Here is a 16,277-nt window from a genome sequence, read left to right as displayed (position 1 = left end):
AGAAATATCCGGAAATTTCGCCGCATCGCTAAAATTCCGGAATTTTAGCCGCCCCTAATGCGCCTCGGCCCAAGTATCACCGATGCCCGCATCCACCACCAAAGGCACATCGAACTTCACCGCCGGATCCGCCGCGTTTTCCATCACATCCTTGGCCACGCCGATCAGATCATCGGCCGCGTTTTTGTCGACCTCGAACACCAATTCGTCATGGACCTGCAGCAGCATCTTGGCGGGCAGATGGGCAATCGCATCATCCATCCGCACCATCGCCCGCCGAATGACATCCGCCGCCGTCCCCTGAATAGGCGCGTTGATCGCTGCACGTTTGGCAAACCCCGCACCAGGGCCCTTGGCGCTGATCTCTGGCGTGTGGATCTGGCGGCCAAACAACGTCTCGACCCGTTTGTGTTCCTTCGCAAAGGCCACCGTGTCATCCATGTAAGTCCGAATGCCGGGGAAACGTTCGAAATAGCGGTCAATGAACCCCTGCGCCTCGGCCCTTGGGATACGCAGGTTGCGCGCCAGACCGAAACCGCTGATCCCGTAAATCACGCCAAAGTTAATCGCCTTGGCCTGTCGCCGGATCTCCGATGTCATCTCATCCAACGGCACATCAAACATCTCGGACGCGGTCATGGCGTGAATGTCGTGTCCTTCGGCAAAGGCCTGTTTCAGCGCGGGAATGTCGGCAATATGGGCCAAAATCCGCAGCTCAATCTGGCTGTAATCCAGCGCCACCAACACCTTGCCATCCTCCGCCACAAAGGCCTCACGGATACGGCGGCCTTCCTCGGTGCGGATCGGGATATTTTGCAAATTCGGGTCGGTCGAGGCCAATCGTCCCGTGTTCGCCCCCGTGATCGCATAAGACGTGTGCACACGCCCCGTCTCGGTGTTGATGTGGGTCTGTAGCGCGTCCGTATAGGTCGATTTCAGCTTGCTCAGCTGGCGCCAATCCAGCACGCGGGCAGGCAGTTCGTGCTCCGTCGCCAAATCCTCCAACACATCGGCACCCGTGGAATATTTCCCCGTCTTGCCCTTCTTGCCGCCCTCAAGCCCCATCTTGTCGAACAGGATGTCACCGACCTGCGCGGGCGAGCCGACGTTGAACTTCTCCCCCGCCAGCGCATAGAGCTCATCCTCCAGTGCGGCCATTTTCTGGCTGAACGCATTGGACATCCGGCTCAGCGTGTCGCGGTCCACCTTGATCCCCGACATCTCCATGCGCGCCAGCACCGGCACCAAGGGACGCTCCAACGTCTCATACACCGTCGTCACCCCCTTACGGTGCAACTGCGGCTTGAAAACCTGCCACAATCGCAAGGTAATATCCGCATCCTCCGCCGCGTATTTCACCGCATCCTCAACCGCCACACGGTCAAAGGTGATGGCCGATTTGCCCGTGCCCAACAGCGATTTGATCTCAATCGGGTTGTGCCCGAGATACCGTTCGCTCAGCCCGTCCATCCCGTGATTGTGCAGACCCGCATTCATCGCATAGGACATCAACATCGTGTCGTCGATGGGGGCTGCCATGATCCCGTTGCGGGCAAAAATCTTGGCATCGTATTTGGCGTTCTGAAAAATCTTCAGAATGCTGTCGTCTTCCAGCATCGGCTTCAAAATCGCCAGCGCCGCCTCAAAATCCATCTGCCCTTCGGCCAAGGCATCATCGCCAAACAGATCATCCGCCGCGCCCCCCTTGTGGGCCAGCGGCACGTAACAGGCCTCGCCAGCCTCAACACACAACGACACGCCCACCAGATCCGCGCGCATTTCATTCAACGCTGTGGTCTCCGTGTCCACCGCCACGTAGCCGCGGGCATAAATCTTGTCGATCCACGCCTTCAGCGCGTCCTCATCCTTCACCCACTCATAGCGCGCCTCGTCAAACGAAGGCTGCTCCGACGCATCCTCGCCCTCCTGAGACGCAGCAGGCGTGTCTTCAATGACCGGTGGCTCAACCTCCAGCTTTTCAGAAATCCGCCGCACGATGGTCCGGAATTCCATGCTTGCCAGAAACTCCAACAACACATCTGGGTCAGGATCACGGACCTCAAGATCATCCAGGCTAAACGCAAGCTCCATCTGGTCGTCCAACGTAACCAGCTTTTTGGACAGCTCAATCTGCTCACGCTTCTCAATCAACGTCTGCCGGCGTTTGGGCTGTTTGATCTCTTCGGCACGGTCCAGCAGGGTTTCCAGATCACCGTATTCGTTAATCAATAAAGCGGCGGTCTTGATCCCGATGCCGGGCGCGCCAGGCACGTTGTCCACACTGTCGCCCGCCAAGGCCTGCACATCCACAACCCGTTCGGGGCCAACGCCAAACTTTTCCTCAACCCCGTCGCGGTCAATCACCTTGTTGCCCTTCATGGCGTCCATCATCACCACGCCGTCGCCCACCAGCTGCATCAGATCCTTGTCTGAACTGATGATCGTGCAACGCCCACCGGCCTCACGCGCCTGACGGGCAAGGGTGGCGATAATATCATCGGCCTCGAACCCCTCCATCTCCTCACAGGCGATGTTGAAGGCGCGCGTGGCATCGCGGGTCAGCGGGATCTGCGGGCGCAAATCCTCGGGCATCGCGTCGCGGTTGGCCTTGTACTGGTCATACAGGTCATTGCGGAACGTGTGACTGCCCTTGTCGAAAATCACCGCCACATGGGTCACATCGCCCCCGGTGTTGCCCTCAACATAGCGTTGCAGCATGTTGCAAAACCCGCTTACGGCACCAACGGGCAACCCATCGGACTTGCGCGTCAGCGGTGGCAGGGCATGATAGGCGCGAAAAATGAACGCCGACCCGTCAATCAGATGAAGATGGTGACCCTTGCCAAATGCCATGATGGTATCCTCTCTTGAACGGACATGGTGTGCCATGTTCCGGGGTCTACTGCCAGCCGCCATTTTTCTGCTGGCCCCCGCCGCCGCCGCCCAAACGCTAGAGGTTCCGGGCCGGACAGACAGCCCACCATCGCCCTCCCGCTGCGAGAATGCCATCGGGTCAGAGGACAGCTGCGTGCGTGTTTTGGCCTGCGTGGGCAACGATGGCGTCTATTTCGACGGCGAAGCCATCGGATGGGACACAGGCACCCTGCGCGGCTTCATGTCAGACGGCCACGATTGCATCGGGACTTGGTCCAGCGGCGGCTTGGGTGGCACCGGATTTGCCCAATTGGCCTGTGACGACGGAACCACCGCAGACGTCATCTACTACAGTCAGGATCCCGACACAGGCACCGTCATCGGGCGCGGCCAAGACAGCGCAGGGCGCTTTATCAAGGCCTGGTCAGGCCTCAATGTGCTGGCCTATCTGACACAGGACAGCACGCCTGAACTGCCCTGCACCGCAGGCGCTATTCCGATCAGCTAACGGGCCGCCATCCGGCTGCCCAAAATCATCGCCGCACCCGCCACCAGAAAAACCGCCGCCAATCCAGCCACCCATCCGGCCACAGCGGCAGCCCCCAACTCAGGCACATTCAAGAAAAAATACGGATAGACGCCATCGGCGGCCCCACGGGCAATGGCATAAACGGAATACAGGATCGGATAGGCGCTCCACACCGCCAAATGCCGCCAACGCAGCCCCGTTTTCGGCAAGGCCCAAAGCCACAGCGCGATAAAGCCAAGCGGCACAACCGTGTGCACCATATGATCAATCACAAAATCCAACCCCGTCAGATTTCGCCCTGCTGCCAAAAGCGTGTGATAGACGGATCCCACCAACCCAATAGACACCGCAGCTCCCGCAGTCGCCCAATCAGGCAGGCGGCGCCCCATGGCAAACGCCGCCGTAACGCCGCCCACCAGCGTGTTGGTCCAGATCGTGAAAAACCGATAATCAATCCAGACAGCGCCCCAAAACGATGTCTCGTTCTGTTGTGCGGTCATGGTCAGCCGGACAGCCAAAGTCACCGCAACCGCCACTGCTATCGCACCAGCGGCCAGACGCGCCTTAGTCAACAGACGCGGCCTCGGCGTGCACATATTTCGCATCGCAATAGGGGCATTCGACAAAGCCCTGATCGCGCGGGATCTGCAGCCAGACACGCGGGTGGCCCAGCGCACCCTCGCCCCCATCACAGGCAATCCGCCACTCGTTGACAATCTTGGTTTCGGGGGCGGGTTGGGCCATTGGTTTGCCTCTGGGCTGCGGGCGCGCTAGGTGCCCTTGGAATAGGTTGGTCGCCGCGTATTCTAGCGATCCGCAGCGGGCCTACAAGACGGGAAAATCACGCCATGACCGACAATGCCATCGAAATTTCGGGCCTGAAGAAAACCTATGCCGCCACCAAACGCAGCCCCGCCAAGGACGCGCTGAAAGGCGTCGACCTGACAGTGCCGCGCGGCTCGATTTTCGGCCTGCTTGGCCCCAATGGCGCGGGCAAATCCACCCTAATCAATATCCTCGCAGGATTGGTGACCAAATCTGCAGGCAACGTCAGCATCTGGGGCTTTGACCAAGACAAAAACCCCCGCCAATCCCGTGCCGCCATCGGCATCATGCCGCAAGAACCCAACCTCGATCCGTTCTTTACCCCGCGCGGCTCCCTGGATGTGCAGGCAGGTCTCTACGGGGTGCCCAAATCTCAACGTCGCACGGAAGAGCTGCTTGAACTCACCGGCCTCACAGACAAAGCCGAAGCCTACGCGCGGTCGCTGTCGGGCGGCATGCGCCGCCGCCTCCTGCTGGGCAAAGCCCTCGTGCACAGCCCGCAAATCCTCGTCCTCGATGAACCCACCGCCGGCGTGGATATCGAACTGCGCAACCTGCTGTGGCAAAACGTGCGCAAACTCAACGACGATGGTATGACCATCATCCTGACGACCCACTACCTCGAAGAAGCCGAACAGATGTGCGACCAGATCGCCATCATCAACCACGGCACGGTCATCGCCAATGACACCACGGCCAATCTGCTCGGCCAACTCGACGCCAAAACGCTGGTCATTACACCCGACAGCGACACAGACCTTCCGTCCCTGCCCTCCGGGATCACGGCGACCAAGCGCGACAACGGCACCCTGGCCTTCACCTACAAAACAACCCGGACCCGCGCCGATGATGTCCTGGACTTGATCCGCACCGCGGGCATCGCGGTCAAAGACGTGCGCACCGAAGACCCCGACCTTGAAGACGTCTTTCTGGATCTCACACGCAACTAAACCCGCCGCCCCCCTTCATCTGACCCAACAAACTCGGGGGGTCTGGGGGCACAGCCCCCAGCCGGTCGGATTTGGCGCAGCCAAATTCGAAACTTAAGGCGCCAGCATCGGCCCCATGGGACGACCGGCCAAAAGATGCACATGCAGATGCGGCACTTCCTGCCCGCCCTGCGCGCGGGCATTCGCAATCGCGCGAAACCCGTCTTCCACGCCAATCATCTCACATGTCTTGGAAATCGCGCGCATGTATCCGGTAATCTCGGCGTCACTGGCGTCGCGGGTAAAATGATCCAGCGACATAAAGGGGCCCTTGGGGATCACCAAAACATGCACTGGCGCTTGCGGTGCAATGTCATGAAAGGCCAGCGCATAATCATCTTCGTAAACCGTCTTATTGGGGATCTCTCCGCGCAGGATCTTGGCAAAGATGTTTTGGTCGTCATAGGCAAAATCCATGCCAAATCTCCTCAGTCTGCAAACAAATAGGGGGTCTGCGCCAAATTACGGGCGACATCTTCCGGCACGCTCAGGAATTCCGCCAGAGGAGGCACATTCTCATCCGGGCTCGCCGCCTCGCGAATACGCAAATGATGTTCGAAACCCGCATCCCCGATCCGGTCGCTTTCGTAAACCACGTCATAGCGGATCGTGGGCAGCAACTGCTGCATCGTTTCATCCGCCGTCTGCTCGCCTGCAAGCCCCACACGTTTGGCGTGACCGATCAGGTACTCATCCGTGAATTCGCACTCAATCTCCAACAGCCGCGTGGTCGATCTGTCGGAAAAGAAATCCTGCATCAGATCAAGGCTCGCCGTGTCCAGACAAATGATCAAACGGTCCGTCTCATAATAATCAAACAGCATCCGCATCAACGCGCGTCTGTGACGTGTCCGTTTGCTCAGCGTGGTTTGAATGCCGCCCAAATCGGGCAGCGGCGTGTGGTCTTCGTTGAACAGATAATCAATGGTCGGAATGTTGGTATGATGCTGGATCGACCCCACCAACCGCTTGGCCACATGCCATTTCTTGCAGGCAATGATCAGCAATTCGCGTTCGCGGCCCAGCGACGCCTCCGTCTCCCAGAACCGTGGCGCAAACCTCCGCCCAATGCGCCCGCGTCCGGTCAGGAAGTGAAACAGCCGCGTGCCTTCGTTCGAAATCTTAAAGTCCGTCCGCCCCGACGCATAAAGCCGCCCCAGCCGTTCCTTTAGCGTCGTCGCCTCGGGTGAGATTTTTCGCGCGAACAGAAAATCCTGACTCAACAACAGGTCATAGTGATCGTCATAAAACGTCACCGGCATCCCATAGTCCGTGAACATCAAAAACGTCAGCGTCCGCGTGCGGATCTCTGGCTCCGGCACCAGATGGCGGACCAGCGTTTGAAAAAACGTCTCATCCGGGATCCACGTGGTGCGGAAAAAGCGCATCACATCGGGCCGGTTGCGCGTCATATCGAGGATCCATTCCACCGTACGGCGGCGCAGACACCACCATTGAGACCCGATCATGATCTGCAAATCGGCCGGAATTTCACGTTCCAACCTCAGCTTTCGCTGCGCCCACCACGAATTGTAAAACAACGTCTTGTGCGTGCGTTCATTGAAGAAATGGCGGTAGATCAGCCGCTCTTCCTTCATACCCGTCTTGATCCAGTCGGATTCGAAAAAGTCGAAACTTTCGATGTAGTCGCAATCGTCGCTGTCCAGCAGCGCCTTGGCATGGGTGGCCGATTTGATCGCCATGCAATCGCCCGACACCATGTAGAAATGCGTGGCCCGTGGAAAGGCATTCACCGCAGCCTCCACCGCATAGAGCGTCGCCTGCACCAGGCTCCACTCCCCCCAACCGCATTTGATGCGTTTGGTGGCATAGGTGACGTTGGGATTGTCCTTCAGCGCGCCTTGGATCATATCATAGGCCGCCTTCGGCGCACGGGCGTCAAAATGGATCGAGATATAGTCCCCCACCGCCGTCAACTGTTCCGCCTGACGCACGATCGCCTCAGGGTCTTTGTGGCACAGCAGGATGAAGGCAATTTTTGCCATATCGGAAACAATATTCCCCTTGGGTGATCAGTGTTTTAGATATGTAAACGTGAAGATCGATTGAATAAACACGATTTCTTTGCTTTTTTGCACAAAACCGCTGCGGGACAGAACCACGCGGACACAGTATGAGGACGAACAGATGGGTTTTCCCGGCACATGGATGACGGAAAGTGAAAGTGTGGTGTACCGCGTGGTGCCAAAATGCGCCTGTTCGACCATCGGACAGATCATGTATTATTCCGACCATGGTGAATTTTTTGATGGCGACATCCACGATGCCCAATCGGGCATGCACAAATGGGCCATGGACGACAGCCAACCGCTGATCACGGAAAACGTGCGCAACCACAAAAGTTTTGCCTTCACCTGCGTGCGCAACCCCTACACCCGCATCCTGTCGTCATTCTTTGACAAAATCTGCGGCATTCAACGCAACGGGCGGCGCTATCGCGGCAATTTGGTGCCGCTGTTGATCCAGAAATACGGGATCGAGGTTGGAAGCCCCGACGATGGGTTCGAATTTGACCAGATCAAAAGCTTTCGACGTTTTCTGCTGTTCGCCCGCGACACCATCCGCTGGCGCCGCCCCATGGACCCTGACATTCATTGGTCTGCCATGTCCGGCCATATCAGCACCTTCATCGTCAACGGCGGGCGCTACGATAAAATTTTCTGGACCGAGCAGTTCAACGACGGCATGCAACTGGTTCTGGACGGGATCGAGACGCCGAATCCCGTCGATCTGGCAGACATCCCGCGGTTCAACGAAAGCGAAGGCCACGGCCCCAAACGCGCCCATCCGGTCGAGGACTATTTCGACGACCTGTCGATGCATCTGGTCTATGAGATCTACAAACGGGATTTCAATCTGTTCAAATACGACTTTGAAAACCCCGCCAACAAGATGCCCGTCGCCGAGATTGACCTGGACGAGGTGCATGCAAAACTTGGGGAGTGATCTTCGATCAGCGCGTGCCGCGAGCGGGAGGCAAATTTTCTGACGAAAATTTGCGGTGCTTTTCCGGTGATATCGAATGGGCAATGGCCCGTGGATTTTGCATATTTTTGAAACAGCGAAACTAAGGCTGCGCGGGCGGTGTGTGGCCTCGCCCTTAAACGCGGGCGCGCTATCTTTGGGCGACGGTTGGCGCGGAGGGCGGTGATGAGGGTTTTGGTTTTGGGCAGTGGTCCGACGGTGACACAGGCGGCTGCTTGGGATCGCGGGCCTTTTGATGTGATCGTGGCCATCAACAATGCGTGGCGGGTGCGGCCTGATTGGGACTTTTTGATCCATCCGTCCGATTTTCCAGCCGATCGTCAGCCTGTCGATCTTGCGGCCTCACAAAAGATCATCACCTATGAAACCTATGTGCCTGCGCAGAATGCCTTGGGCGGGTTTGTTTATGCGGGCGGAACGATGGCGTTTACGGCTGGATACTGGGCCTTGCATGACCTGCAGCCCAGCGTGATGGCCTTTCTGGGCTGTGACATGACCTATGACGGGGCCCAGACCCATTTCTATGGCCAAGGAACTGCTGATCCCTTGCGGGCCGATGTGACCTTGCGTTCGCTTGAGGGGAAATCGGCCCGCTTGCAGGCCATGGCGGCTGCGCGCGGGTGCCGGACATTGAACCTCAGCCAAGAGGCCAGCCGTTTGGTGTTTCCCCGCGCCGCGCCCGATGATCTTTCCGCCATCCCAAAGATTGATCAGGCTGCCGTTGATCATGCTTTGGCGCTTGAGGCGCGGGCGGGTTACATGGTGCCCTCAGGCAAGTATTGGAAGGAAGAGGACAGGTTTGATCCGGCGGTCATTGACGCCATCGACGCGGCCTGGCTGAACACCTGCCGCGCCTAAAGGTCAAACGAGGCCAGCGGACCGGAACGCTGCCATCATGTTGGCCTCTGGCCGTGGGCCCATATGGCCGATGACCTCAGCCGCGCACATCACCCCCATGGCCGCGGCCACATCCAACGCCGCCCCCGTGCAGATACCATACAGGAAACCGGCCGCGAACTGATCGCCTGCGCCTGTCGCATCCACGGGTGTCACCGGTGTGACGTCTGCGGTGAAGCGTTCGAACCCGCGCTGCACCCACACGGCCTCCCCCGACCGGGTGCAAGCCACGATGTCGCAGACCTCGGCGGCTTGGCGCAGGGCTGCGTCCAGATCATCGGTTTCATACAGCGTCCTCCATTCCGCCGCATTGCCAATGGCCACATCCATGTCCTCGGCAATCAGGCGTTTGAAGTCGGCGCGGTGACGTTCGGCGCAAAACGGATCCGAGATCGTGATGGCAGACCTGCCGCCTGCGGCCTTCATCTTGCCTGCGGCCTCGGAAAAGGCGGTTTTGCCGTCGTCCTTGTCGAACAGATAGCCTTCGAGGAACAACAACCCCGTGCCAAAGACGTCCGGCACATCGGCGGATGAAATATCCGCGCCGGCACCAAGATATGTGTTCATCGACCGTTCGCCATCGGGCGACACAAAGATCATCGACCGCGACGTTGGCAACTCAACCTGCTGCGGCGCCAGCGGAAACGCCGTGCCTGCCTTATCCAGGGCATCCGCATAAAACCGGCCCAAGGCGTCGTCTTTGACCTTGCCGATAAAGGCCGTTTGCAGGCCCAATTCACCGATGCCCGCAATGGTGTTTGCGACGGACCCGCCCGGGGCCTCGACGCGCTCCGACATGGAGGCATAAAGCAACTCCGCGCGGTCCCGTTCAATCAGCTGCATGATGCCCTTGGTGATGCCCATCTGATCAAGGAACGTGTCAGGGGCGGGGGAAATCACATCGACCATTGCGTTGCCAATGCCAATCACATCAAAATTCATTCGGTTTTTTCCTTGTAAAGACACAGGTCGCTGATGTGACAGGCCTGACATTTGGGTTTTCGCGCGACGCAGATATACCGACCATGCAGGATCATCCAGTGGTGAGCGTGCAGTTGGAAATCGGCAGGGATATTATCCTCAATCGCGCGTTCCACGGCATCCACATCCTTGCCAGGTGCGATGCCGCTGCGATTGCCCAGCCGGAAGATATGGGTGTCGACAGCCTGCGCCGGTTGCTGCCACCACATGTTCAGCACCACATTGGCCGTTTTGCGCCCCACGCCGGGCAGCGATTGCAGGGCTGCGCGGCTGTTGGGGACGACGCCGCTATAGTCGTCGACCAGGATCCGGCTCAGCTTGATGACGTTCTTGGCCTTGTTGCGATAAAGCCCAATGGTCTTGATATGCTGGATCACGCCCTCTTCGCCCAAATCCAGCATCTTTTGCGGGGTATCGGCGATCTTGAACAACTCTGCCGTGGCTTTGTTCACGCCCTTGTCCGTGGCCTGCGCAGACAGGGCCACAGCGACAACCAACGTGTAGGCGTTCACATGGTCCAATTCCCCTTTGGGTTCGGGATCAGCCGCATGAAACCGTGTGAAAATCTCACGTATGGTTTGATAGTCGAGTTGTTTTTGAAGTCGGGCCATGGGGGTTTATGGCCCGCGTTCGGGCAAAGGTTCAAGCAAGGATGCCGCTTCGCGCAACATTCGGGTCGCGTGACGATGTTTCGCTGCATAGGGTGCACGCATGGAACACTCAGACCACTATCATTACCACGTCATTCGCCGTGCATTGGATCATATAGATGCCGCACGTGCCCCCCTCTCGCTTGAGGCCTTGGCCGATAAGATGGACATGTCCCCCGCCCATTTTCAGCGTGTCTTCAGCCGCTGGGCCGGTGTGTCCCCCAAACGCTATCAACAATATCTGGCTTTGGGGCATGCCAAGACACTTCTGGCTGAGAATTTCACAACCCTTGCCACGGCAGATGCGGTTGGCCTGTCGGGATCAGGGCGCCTGCATGACCTTTTCCTGACGTGGGAGGCCATGAGCCCGGGGGACTTCGCCAAAGGTGGCGCAGATCTGACGATCCATTGGGGCAAATTCGACAGCCCCTTCGGTCCGGTGATCGCCATGGGCACAGACCGCGGCATCTGCGGTTTGGGCTTCACGTCCGAAATGGGCGACGATTGGGCCTACGACGATCTGGCCCGCCGCTGGCCCAATGCCACGTTTTCGCATGACCCGCACACGATCGCACCATGGGTTGAGGCCGCGATGTCCCTGCGGGGCGACGCGAAACTGGTGATGATCGGCGCGCCATTTCAGCTCAAAGTGTGGGAGGCGCTGATGACAATCCCGTCCGGTCAGGTCACCACCTATTCCGAAATCGCCGGTGCCATTGACCACCCGCGCGCTGTCCGCGCTGTGGGCACAGCCGTCGGTCGCAATCCGATCAGCTGGCTGATCCCGTGCCACCGTGCCATGCGAAAATCCGGAGGTCTTGGGGGGTATCACTGGGGGCTTCCGGTCAAACGCGCCCTCCTCGCATGGGAAAGCGCGCGACAAGAAGCGGGCTAACAGCCCATAAAATATGTTGGTTTTCAGATATCATCGGCGGAACCCCGCCCGTCGCAACGGCGTTATTGGATAGCATCGGGGTTTGTCCGATATAAACCGCATCAAGCGCACCATGTCCGGTGCCCAAATAGGAACGATTAAAATGACCCTGTCCAAAACCTCCCTCGCAGTGGCCGTGTCCGGCCTTTTGGCCGTGACCGCCTGCGAACAGATTCAGGACCCGAACAACCCGAACCGCAACACCCAGCAAGGTGCCTTGGTCGGTGCAGCCGCAGGCGCGCTGATCGGTGCGGCGCGCGGCGATACCGTCGGTGAACGCAACCGTGGCATCGTCACCGGCGCGCTGATCGGTGCAGGTCTGGGTGCCGGCGCCGGCGCTTTGCTGGACCGTCAGGAGGCGCAGCTGCGCGCGGAGCTTGGGTCCAACGCCCGCATCGTTAACACTGGCGACCAACTCATCGTCACACTGCCACAGGACATTCTGTTCGCGACGAACAGTGACCAGCTGTCTGGCGCTTTGCGCACGGATCTAAATGCTCTGGCCCGGTCGATGAACGACTTCCCGAACACAACGGTGAATGTCATCGGCCATGCGGACAACACCGGCTCTGCCGCCTTTAACCAAAGCTTGTCCGAACGCCGTGCGCAATCAGTCGCCTCTGCTCTCATTTCCAGTGGCGTTGCGCCAAACCGCGTCCGCTCCATCGGCCGTGGCGAATCTTCCCCAATTGCGTCCAACCTGACGCCAGAAGGCCGCGCCCAGAACCGTCGCGTGGAAATCACGATCACCCCGAACTGATCACCCGCGATTGATCATGACCAGGGCCACTCCGTCACAGGGTGGCCCTTTTCGTTTGCGGCCCCCCGTGCGTTGGTCATATAAACTGACCAATTCGCATGAGGGCCCGAAATGCCATTTGAACCTGTCCAGCCTGAAAAGATCTCAAACGCAGTTGTCCGCCAAATCGAACAACTGATCCTGCGGGGCATCCTCAAACCCGGCGAGAGGCTCCCCTCGGAACGCGAACTCAGCGAACGCCTCAGCGTCTCGCGCCCCTCCCTGCGCGAAGCGCTGGCCGAGCTACAGGAAACCGGCCTGCTGACCAGCCGTGCCGGCGCGGGCGTGTTTGTCGGCGACGTTCTGGGCTCCGCGTTCTCGGACACACTGGTGCGGCTTTTCGCAAATCACGACGAAGCGGTGTTCGACTACATCGCCTTTCGGCGCGATATGGAAGGGCTGGCCGCCGAACGGGCCGCCACCAACGGCACCGACACCGACCTTGCTGTGATCGACACCATTTTCAAGAAAATGGAAACCGCCCACACCAAACGCAACCCGACGGAAGAGGCGGGCCTGGATGCCGATTTTCACCTTAGCATCATCGAGGCGAGCCATAATGTCATCATGTTGCACATGATGCGCTCCATGTATCAGCTGTTGCGCGAAGGCGTGTTCTATAACCGCCAGATCATGTTCAAACAGCGGACCACCCGCGACCAGTTGCTGGACCAACACCGCCGGATCAATGACGCCCTTCAGGCCCGCGATGCCACAGGCGCCCGCAAAGCGGTCGAGGGCCATCTGGGATTTGTCGAGGCCGCCTTGTTCGAACAAGACAAGACAGAACGCAACGATGCCATCGCCCGCAAACGGCTGGATCATGAACTGCGCCGATGACCCCACGACCTGAGGCTGCGCCTCAACCCGAGGGGGATTGCAGCACGACAAAAGCGGGTCGAGGCACAGCCTCGGGTCGCTTTGCGCACAAAAAAGCCCAGCACATTGGCTGGGCTTTTTAAATCATTTTGGTCGGATCAGTGCAGCTTCGCACCGACCTCCGCGATGGCGTCGTCAATCAACGCATTCGCATCCGCAGCGGTGGTCTGCTTGGCAATCACATCCCGTGCGGCGGCAACAGCGACGGTCACAGCCTGATTGCGCACTTCACGCACAGCCGCATCTTTGGCGCTGACCAACTGGTCCTCAGCGGCGGCCAAACGGCGGGCCACAGACGTCTTGATGTCGGCTTTGGCCTGCTCCGCCGCGCGCGACGCTTCGTCCTTTGCATTGGCGACAATACGGTCGGCCTGTTCCTGCACTTCGCGCTGTTTGCGCTCGTAGCTGGCCAGCAAGGTCTGTGCTTCTTCGCGCAACGCCTTGGCCTCATCGAGGTCAGATTTAATGCCTTCGGCGCGGCCATCCAGCATGCCGGAAATCATGCCCGGCACGTTGAACTTGATCAGCACACCAATGAAGATGATGAACGCGATCAGAACGATCAGGTCCGTGTTGCTCAGCGACCAGAAGTCCGGCGAAAACGGGTTCTTCGATGCGGCCAACGCGGGCGATGCAGCAAGGGCGAACAGAGCGGTCAATGTATATTTCATATCCTTACCCCTTCATCCGCGCGTTGATGGCCGCGGTGATCGTGCGGGCATCGGCCTTACCACCCATGGCGGCGACGATCTCTTTGGCGGCGTCCTTGGCGACTGTTTTCACAGCCTCGGTCGCACCGTCCTGAATTTCAGCAATCGCCTTCTCGCTTTCAGCTGTTTTCGCAGCAATCTCAGCGTCGGCTTTCTGCATCTCGACGTCCAACTCGGCCTGAATTTCAGCCTTGGTGTCCGCGACGATCTTGGCCGCCTCTGCACGGGCATCAATAAGCGCTTTGTCGTAGGCGGCCTCAGCCTCCTGCGCGCGCATCTTCAGCTCTTCGGCGGCGGCGATGTCGTTGGTGATCGTGCCCTGACGTTCCGCCAATACGGACGCGATCCGTGGCAGGGCCACGCGGGACAAGATCAGATAGATCACGACAAGCGTGACCAGAAGCCAGAAAATCTGGTTGGGGAATGTCGAAAAGTCCAGCTGCGGCATGCCTGCGCCGCTGGCCTCTGCCCCTGCTTCGACTGGTGTATCAGCCATTGTGTTCGCTTCCTTTAAGGTCTGGCCTTTAGGCGTGTCGTATGTAGCGTCAGGCGGGTGCCGCCTGTCGCCGATGTTGTTGCCTCACGTTCGGATGGATCACAGGTGCGACCCACCCGATGCGTAAGGATAAGCGGTCTTAAATCTTAGACAGCGAACATCAGCAGCAGAGCGACGAGGAACGAGAAGATCCCCAAAGCTTCAGCAAATGCGATGCCGATGAACAAGGTTGCTGTCTGACCGGCAGCAGCAGATGGGTTGCGCAGTGCGCCAGCCAAGAAGTTGCCAGCCACGTGACCAACACCGATCGCGGCAGCGCCGGAACCAATTGCAGCCAGACCAGCGCCGATGTGTGCGAGTTCGCCTTCCATAATGTATCTCCTTACGATTGGAAGTTAGTGCTTTTGCGGAGCTCTTCCGCTTTGCCTCATTTGCAGATTTCTCTGCGGTTGTTTCGGTTGGTGTTCATGTTGAACACCCGGATTGGAAGTTTAGCAGCCCGGGGATGCCCCCCGGGCGACATTCTTAGTGATGGGGGTGCAGCGCGTCTTTCAGGTAGACGCAGGTCAGGATGGTGAAGACGTAGGCCTGAATGGCAGACACCAGCACCTCCAGTGCATAGATTGCGACGACGCCCAGAATGGCGACAGGCGCGATGATCAGGCCCACTTGCGCAAAGCCCGCAAACACCTTGAGAACGGCGTGACCGGCCATCAGGTTACCAGCCAAACGAATGGAGTGGCTGACGGGGCGGACAAAGTAGGAAATCACTTCAATCACGGCCAGAATGGGGCGCAGGGCCAATGGCGCGCTGGACACCCAGAACAGGCTCAGGAAGCTGGCGCCATTCTTGACGAAGCCCAGAACCGTGACGGTGATAAAGACGGCAAAGGCCAGGATCGCGGTAACCGCGATGTGCGATGTCGTTGTGAACGACATGGGCAGCAGGCCAAGGAAGTTCGAGAACAGGATGAAGATGAACAGTGTGAAAATGTACGGGAAATACTTGATCCCGTCCTTGCCCGTCACGTCCTCAACCATTGTGTAGACAAAACCGTACAGCGTTTCGGCAATCGACTGCGTCCGGCCCGGAACCACAGCGCGTTTGCGCGTGCCCATCACCAACAGCAAAACGATCGACAGGACCGCAAGCGCCATCCACATGGTGACGTTGGTGATCGTGTACCACTCAATCGGACCTTCGCCAAACAGACGCTTGACCTCAAACTGATCAAGGGGTTTGAAGCTCAGCCCGCCGCCTTCAACTGGATCTGCCACGTTACTCTTCCTTATCCTGACCGGCCTGTTTGGCCAGTTGGTCTCTCTGTATTTCTTGGGCCGATCGCATCATGGTCTGAACACCAGCCGCGAGGCCGAAGAAGATAAAAATGATCATCAACCAAGGGGACGTGCCAAAAAATGCGTCCAACCCGTAGCCAATGCCGAACCCGATCCCAAGACCGGCCACCAGTTCGATCACCATCCGCCACGCCATCTGCGCCTGAGAGTAATGTTCGTCCTGATGAGGGCGCCGTTCTTCCGTTCCTTTCAATGCTGCGATCTTGCCCTCAAGCGCCTTCATGCGCGCTGCGTGATCGCCCGTATTGTTCGGATCGGACACCTGCTGTCCCCTTCGAATAGTTGCGCTGGGTGTAGGATTGGGAAGGGACGGAGTCAAGCGGGCTGATGTGACGGTTATGGATCTGTT

19 protein-coding genes are annotated in these 16,277 nt (G+C 58.7%); 7 read left to right on the top strand and 12 right to left on the bottom strand.

The annotated features are described in order from the left end of the window. Window positions 1-54: 54 nt before the first annotated feature. Window positions 55-2,853, bottom strand: a complete 2,799-nt coding sequence (gene polA, locus PSJ8397_RS14500; protein WP_085865341.1) for a DNA polymerase I — start codon at window positions 2,851-2,853, stop codon at window positions 55-57. On the opposite strand from polA, the gene PSJ8397_RS14495 reads away from it, so the two are divergent. Then, entirely contained in the window at window positions 2,852-3,382 is a 531-nt protein-coding gene (locus PSJ8397_RS14495; protein WP_143515489.1) for a hypothetical protein, read from the top strand. The genes polA and PSJ8397_RS14495 overlap by 2 nt on opposite strands. On the opposite strand, the gene PSJ8397_RS14490 is transcribed toward PSJ8397_RS14495, so the two are convergent. Both PSJ8397_RS14490 and PSJ8397_RS14485 read right to left on the bottom strand, forming a co-directional pair. Then, on the bottom strand, window positions 3,379-3,975 hold the full coding sequence (locus PSJ8397_RS14490; protein ID WP_143515488.1) for a Pr6Pr family membrane protein: 597 nt from the start codon (window positions 3,973-3,975) through the stop codon (window positions 3,379-3,381). The genes PSJ8397_RS14495 and PSJ8397_RS14490 overlap by 4 nt on opposite strands. Then, a complete protein-coding gene (locus PSJ8397_RS14485; RefSeq protein WP_085865338.1) occupies window positions 3,968-4,147 on the bottom strand; it encodes a zinc-finger domain-containing protein in 180 nt (59 codons plus the stop codon). The genes PSJ8397_RS14490 and PSJ8397_RS14485 overlap by 8 nt, the downstream gene beginning before the upstream one ends. Before the next feature lie 104 nt (window positions 4,148-4,251). Between PSJ8397_RS14485 and PSJ8397_RS14480 the strand changes: the two genes are divergently transcribed. Further along, window positions 4,252-5,178 carry an ABC transporter ATP-binding protein gene (locus PSJ8397_RS14480; RefSeq protein WP_085865337.1) on the top strand — a complete coding sequence of 309 codons (927 nt, stop codon included), beginning with the start codon at window positions 4,252-4,254 and terminating at the stop codon, window positions 5,176-5,178. Window positions 5,179-5,271: 93 nt separating this feature from the next. On the opposite strand, the gene PSJ8397_RS14475 is transcribed toward PSJ8397_RS14480, so the two are convergent. Both PSJ8397_RS14475 and PSJ8397_RS14470 read right to left on the bottom strand, forming a co-directional pair. After that, entirely contained in the window at window positions 5,272-5,634 is a 363-nt protein-coding gene (locus PSJ8397_RS14475; protein WP_085865336.1) for a histidine triad nucleotide-binding protein, read from the bottom strand. Between the two features lie 11 nt (window positions 5,635-5,645). Further along, on the bottom strand, window positions 5,646-7,223 hold the full coding sequence (locus tag PSJ8397_RS14470; RefSeq protein ID WP_085865335.1) for a DUF5928 domain-containing protein: 1,578 nt from the start codon (window positions 7,221-7,223) through the stop codon (window positions 5,646-5,648). A 142-nt stretch (window positions 7,224-7,365) separates the two neighbouring features. Between PSJ8397_RS14470 and PSJ8397_RS14465 the strand changes: the two genes are divergently transcribed. Together PSJ8397_RS14465 and PSJ8397_RS14460 are read left to right on the top strand one after the other, a co-directional pair. Beyond that, window positions 7,366-8,184 (top strand): sulfotransferase family protein, encoded by an 819-nt coding sequence (locus PSJ8397_RS14465; RefSeq protein WP_085865334.1) that lies wholly within the window; start codon window positions 7,366-7,368, stop codon window positions 8,182-8,184. A 204-nt stretch (window positions 8,185-8,388) separates the two neighbouring features. Then, a complete protein-coding gene (locus tag PSJ8397_RS14460; RefSeq protein ID WP_085865333.1) occupies window positions 8,389-9,081 on the top strand; it encodes a hypothetical protein in 693 nt (230 codons plus the stop codon). Between the two features lie 3 nt (window positions 9,082-9,084). Here PSJ8397_RS14460 and PSJ8397_RS14455 read toward each other — a convergent pair whose 3' ends face one another. Continuing rightward, the gene (locus PSJ8397_RS14455; protein ID WP_085865332.1) at window positions 9,085-10,062 is read right to left on the bottom strand and encodes an adenosine kinase; all 978 of its coding nucleotides are present in this window, start codon (window positions 10,060-10,062) and stop codon (window positions 9,085-9,087) included. Continuing rightward, window positions 10,059-10,712, bottom strand: a complete 654-nt coding sequence (nth, locus tag PSJ8397_RS14450; protein ID WP_085865331.1) for an endonuclease III — start codon at window positions 10,710-10,712, stop codon at window positions 10,059-10,061. The genes PSJ8397_RS14455 and nth overlap by 4 nt, the downstream gene beginning before the upstream one ends. 100 nt (window positions 10,713-10,812) lie before the next feature. Here nth and PSJ8397_RS14445 point away from each other — a divergent pair, with 100 nt between their 5' ends. The 3 genes from PSJ8397_RS14445 (at window position 10,813) to PSJ8397_RS14435 (ending at window position 13,324) form a co-directional block, all read left to right on the top strand. After that, window positions 10,813-11,646 carry a methylated-DNA--[protein]-cysteine S-methyltransferase gene (locus PSJ8397_RS14445; protein WP_085865330.1) on the top strand — a complete coding sequence of 278 codons (834 nt, stop codon included), beginning with the start codon at window positions 10,813-10,815 and terminating at the stop codon, window positions 11,644-11,646. A gap of 142 nt (window positions 11,647-11,788) precedes the next feature. Beyond that, window positions 11,789-12,445, top strand: a complete 657-nt coding sequence (locus PSJ8397_RS14440) for an OmpA family protein (RefSeq protein ID WP_085865329.1) — start codon at window positions 11,789-11,791, stop codon at window positions 12,443-12,445. 111 nt (window positions 12,446-12,556) lie between these two features. Then, window positions 12,557-13,324, top strand: a complete 768-nt coding sequence (locus PSJ8397_RS14435) for a FadR/GntR family transcriptional regulator (protein ID WP_085865328.1) — start codon at window positions 12,557-12,559, stop codon at window positions 13,322-13,324. Between the two features lie 137 nt (window positions 13,325-13,461). Here PSJ8397_RS14435 and PSJ8397_RS14430 read toward each other — a convergent pair whose 3' ends face one another. The 5 genes from PSJ8397_RS14430 to PSJ8397_RS14410 form a co-directional block, all read right to left on the bottom strand. Continuing rightward, window positions 13,462-14,034, bottom strand: a complete 573-nt coding sequence (locus PSJ8397_RS14430; RefSeq protein WP_085865327.1) for a F0F1 ATP synthase subunit B — start codon at window positions 14,032-14,034, stop codon at window positions 13,462-13,464. A gap of 4 nt (window positions 14,035-14,038) precedes the next feature. Continuing rightward, complete coding sequence (locus tag PSJ8397_RS14425) at window positions 14,039-14,569, bottom strand: F0F1 ATP synthase subunit B' (RefSeq protein WP_085865326.1); 531 nt, start codon at window positions 14,567-14,569, stop codon at window positions 14,039-14,041. Between the two features lie 146 nt (window positions 14,570-14,715). Continuing rightward, window positions 14,716-14,940, bottom strand: a complete 225-nt coding sequence (locus PSJ8397_RS14420) for a F0F1 ATP synthase subunit C (protein WP_015496525.1) — start codon at window positions 14,938-14,940, stop codon at window positions 14,716-14,718. A gap of 154 nt (window positions 14,941-15,094) precedes the next feature. Continuing rightward, window positions 15,095-15,847: a F0F1 ATP synthase subunit A gene (locus PSJ8397_RS14415; protein ID WP_085865325.1), complete on the bottom strand. Its 753-nt coding sequence runs from the start codon at window positions 15,845-15,847 to the stop codon at window positions 15,095-15,097. 1 nt (window position 15,848) lies between these two features. Next, window positions 15,849-16,190: an AtpZ/AtpI family protein gene (locus PSJ8397_RS14410; protein ID WP_085865324.1), complete on the bottom strand. Its 342-nt coding sequence runs from the start codon at window positions 16,188-16,190 to the stop codon at window positions 15,849-15,851. Window positions 16,191-16,277: the final 87 nt, after the last annotated feature.

Source organism: Pseudooctadecabacter jejudonensis (assembly GCF_900172275.1).
GTDB classification, from domain to species: Bacteria; Pseudomonadota; Alphaproteobacteria; order Rhodobacterales; family Rhodobacteraceae; genus Octadecabacter; species Octadecabacter jejudonensis.
Note: the sequence above shows the minus strand (reverse complement) of the source record. Positions and strands in the feature narration are given on the sequence as shown.

Bases quoted from the DNA above. Each gene is read 5' to 3' on its own strand.
- PSJ8397_RS14495 (WP_143515489.1), top strand. From the start codon at position 2,852: ATGATGGTATCCTCTCTTGAACGGACATGGTGTGCCATGTTCCGGGGT.
- polA (WP_085865341.1), bottom strand. From the start codon at position 2,853: ATGGCATTTGGCAAGGGTCACCATCTTCATCTGATTGACGGGTCGGCG.
- PSJ8397_RS14485 (WP_085865338.1), bottom strand. From the start codon at position 4,147: ATGGCCCAACCCGCCCCCGAAACCAAGATTGTCAACGAGTGGCGGATT.
- PSJ8397_RS14480 (WP_085865337.1), top strand. From the start codon at position 4,252: ATGACCGACAATGCCATCGAAATTTCGGGCCTGAAGAAAACCTATGCC.
- PSJ8397_RS14475 (WP_085865336.1), bottom strand. From the start codon at position 5,634: ATGGATTTTGCCTATGACGACCAAAACATCTTTGCCAAGATCCTGCGC.
- PSJ8397_RS14470 (WP_085865335.1), bottom strand. From the start codon at position 7,223: ATGGCAAAAATTGCCTTCATCCTGCTGTGCCACAAAGACCCTGAGGCG.
- PSJ8397_RS14465 (WP_085865334.1), top strand. From the start codon at position 7,366: ATGGGTTTTCCCGGCACATGGATGACGGAAAGTGAAAGTGTGGTGTAC.
- PSJ8397_RS14460 (WP_085865333.1), top strand. From the start codon at position 8,389: ATGAGGGTTTTGGTTTTGGGCAGTGGTCCGACGGTGACACAGGCGGCT.
- PSJ8397_RS14455 (WP_085865332.1), bottom strand. From the start codon at position 10,062: ATGAATTTTGATGTGATTGGCATTGGCAACGCAATGGTCGATGTGATT.
- nth (WP_085865331.1), bottom strand. From the start codon at position 10,712: ATGGCCCGACTTCAAAAACAACTCGACTATCAAACCATACGTGAGATT.
- PSJ8397_RS14445 (WP_085865330.1), top strand. From the start codon at position 10,813: ATGGAACACTCAGACCACTATCATTACCACGTCATTCGCCGTGCATTG.
- PSJ8397_RS14440 (WP_085865329.1), top strand. From the start codon at position 11,789: ATGACCCTGTCCAAAACCTCCCTCGCAGTGGCCGTGTCCGGCCTTTTG.
- PSJ8397_RS14435 (WP_085865328.1), top strand. From the start codon at position 12,557: ATGCCATTTGAACCTGTCCAGCCTGAAAAGATCTCAAACGCAGTTGTC.
- PSJ8397_RS14430 (WP_085865327.1), bottom strand. From the start codon at position 14,034: ATGAAATATACATTGACCGCTCTGTTCGCCCTTGCTGCATCGCCCGCG.
- PSJ8397_RS14425 (WP_085865326.1), bottom strand. From the start codon at position 14,569: ATGGCTGATACACCAGTCGAAGCAGGGGCAGAGGCCAGCGGCGCAGGC.
- PSJ8397_RS14420 (WP_015496525.1), bottom strand. From the start codon at position 14,940: ATGGAAGGCGAACTCGCACACATCGGCGCTGGTCTGGCTGCAATTGGT.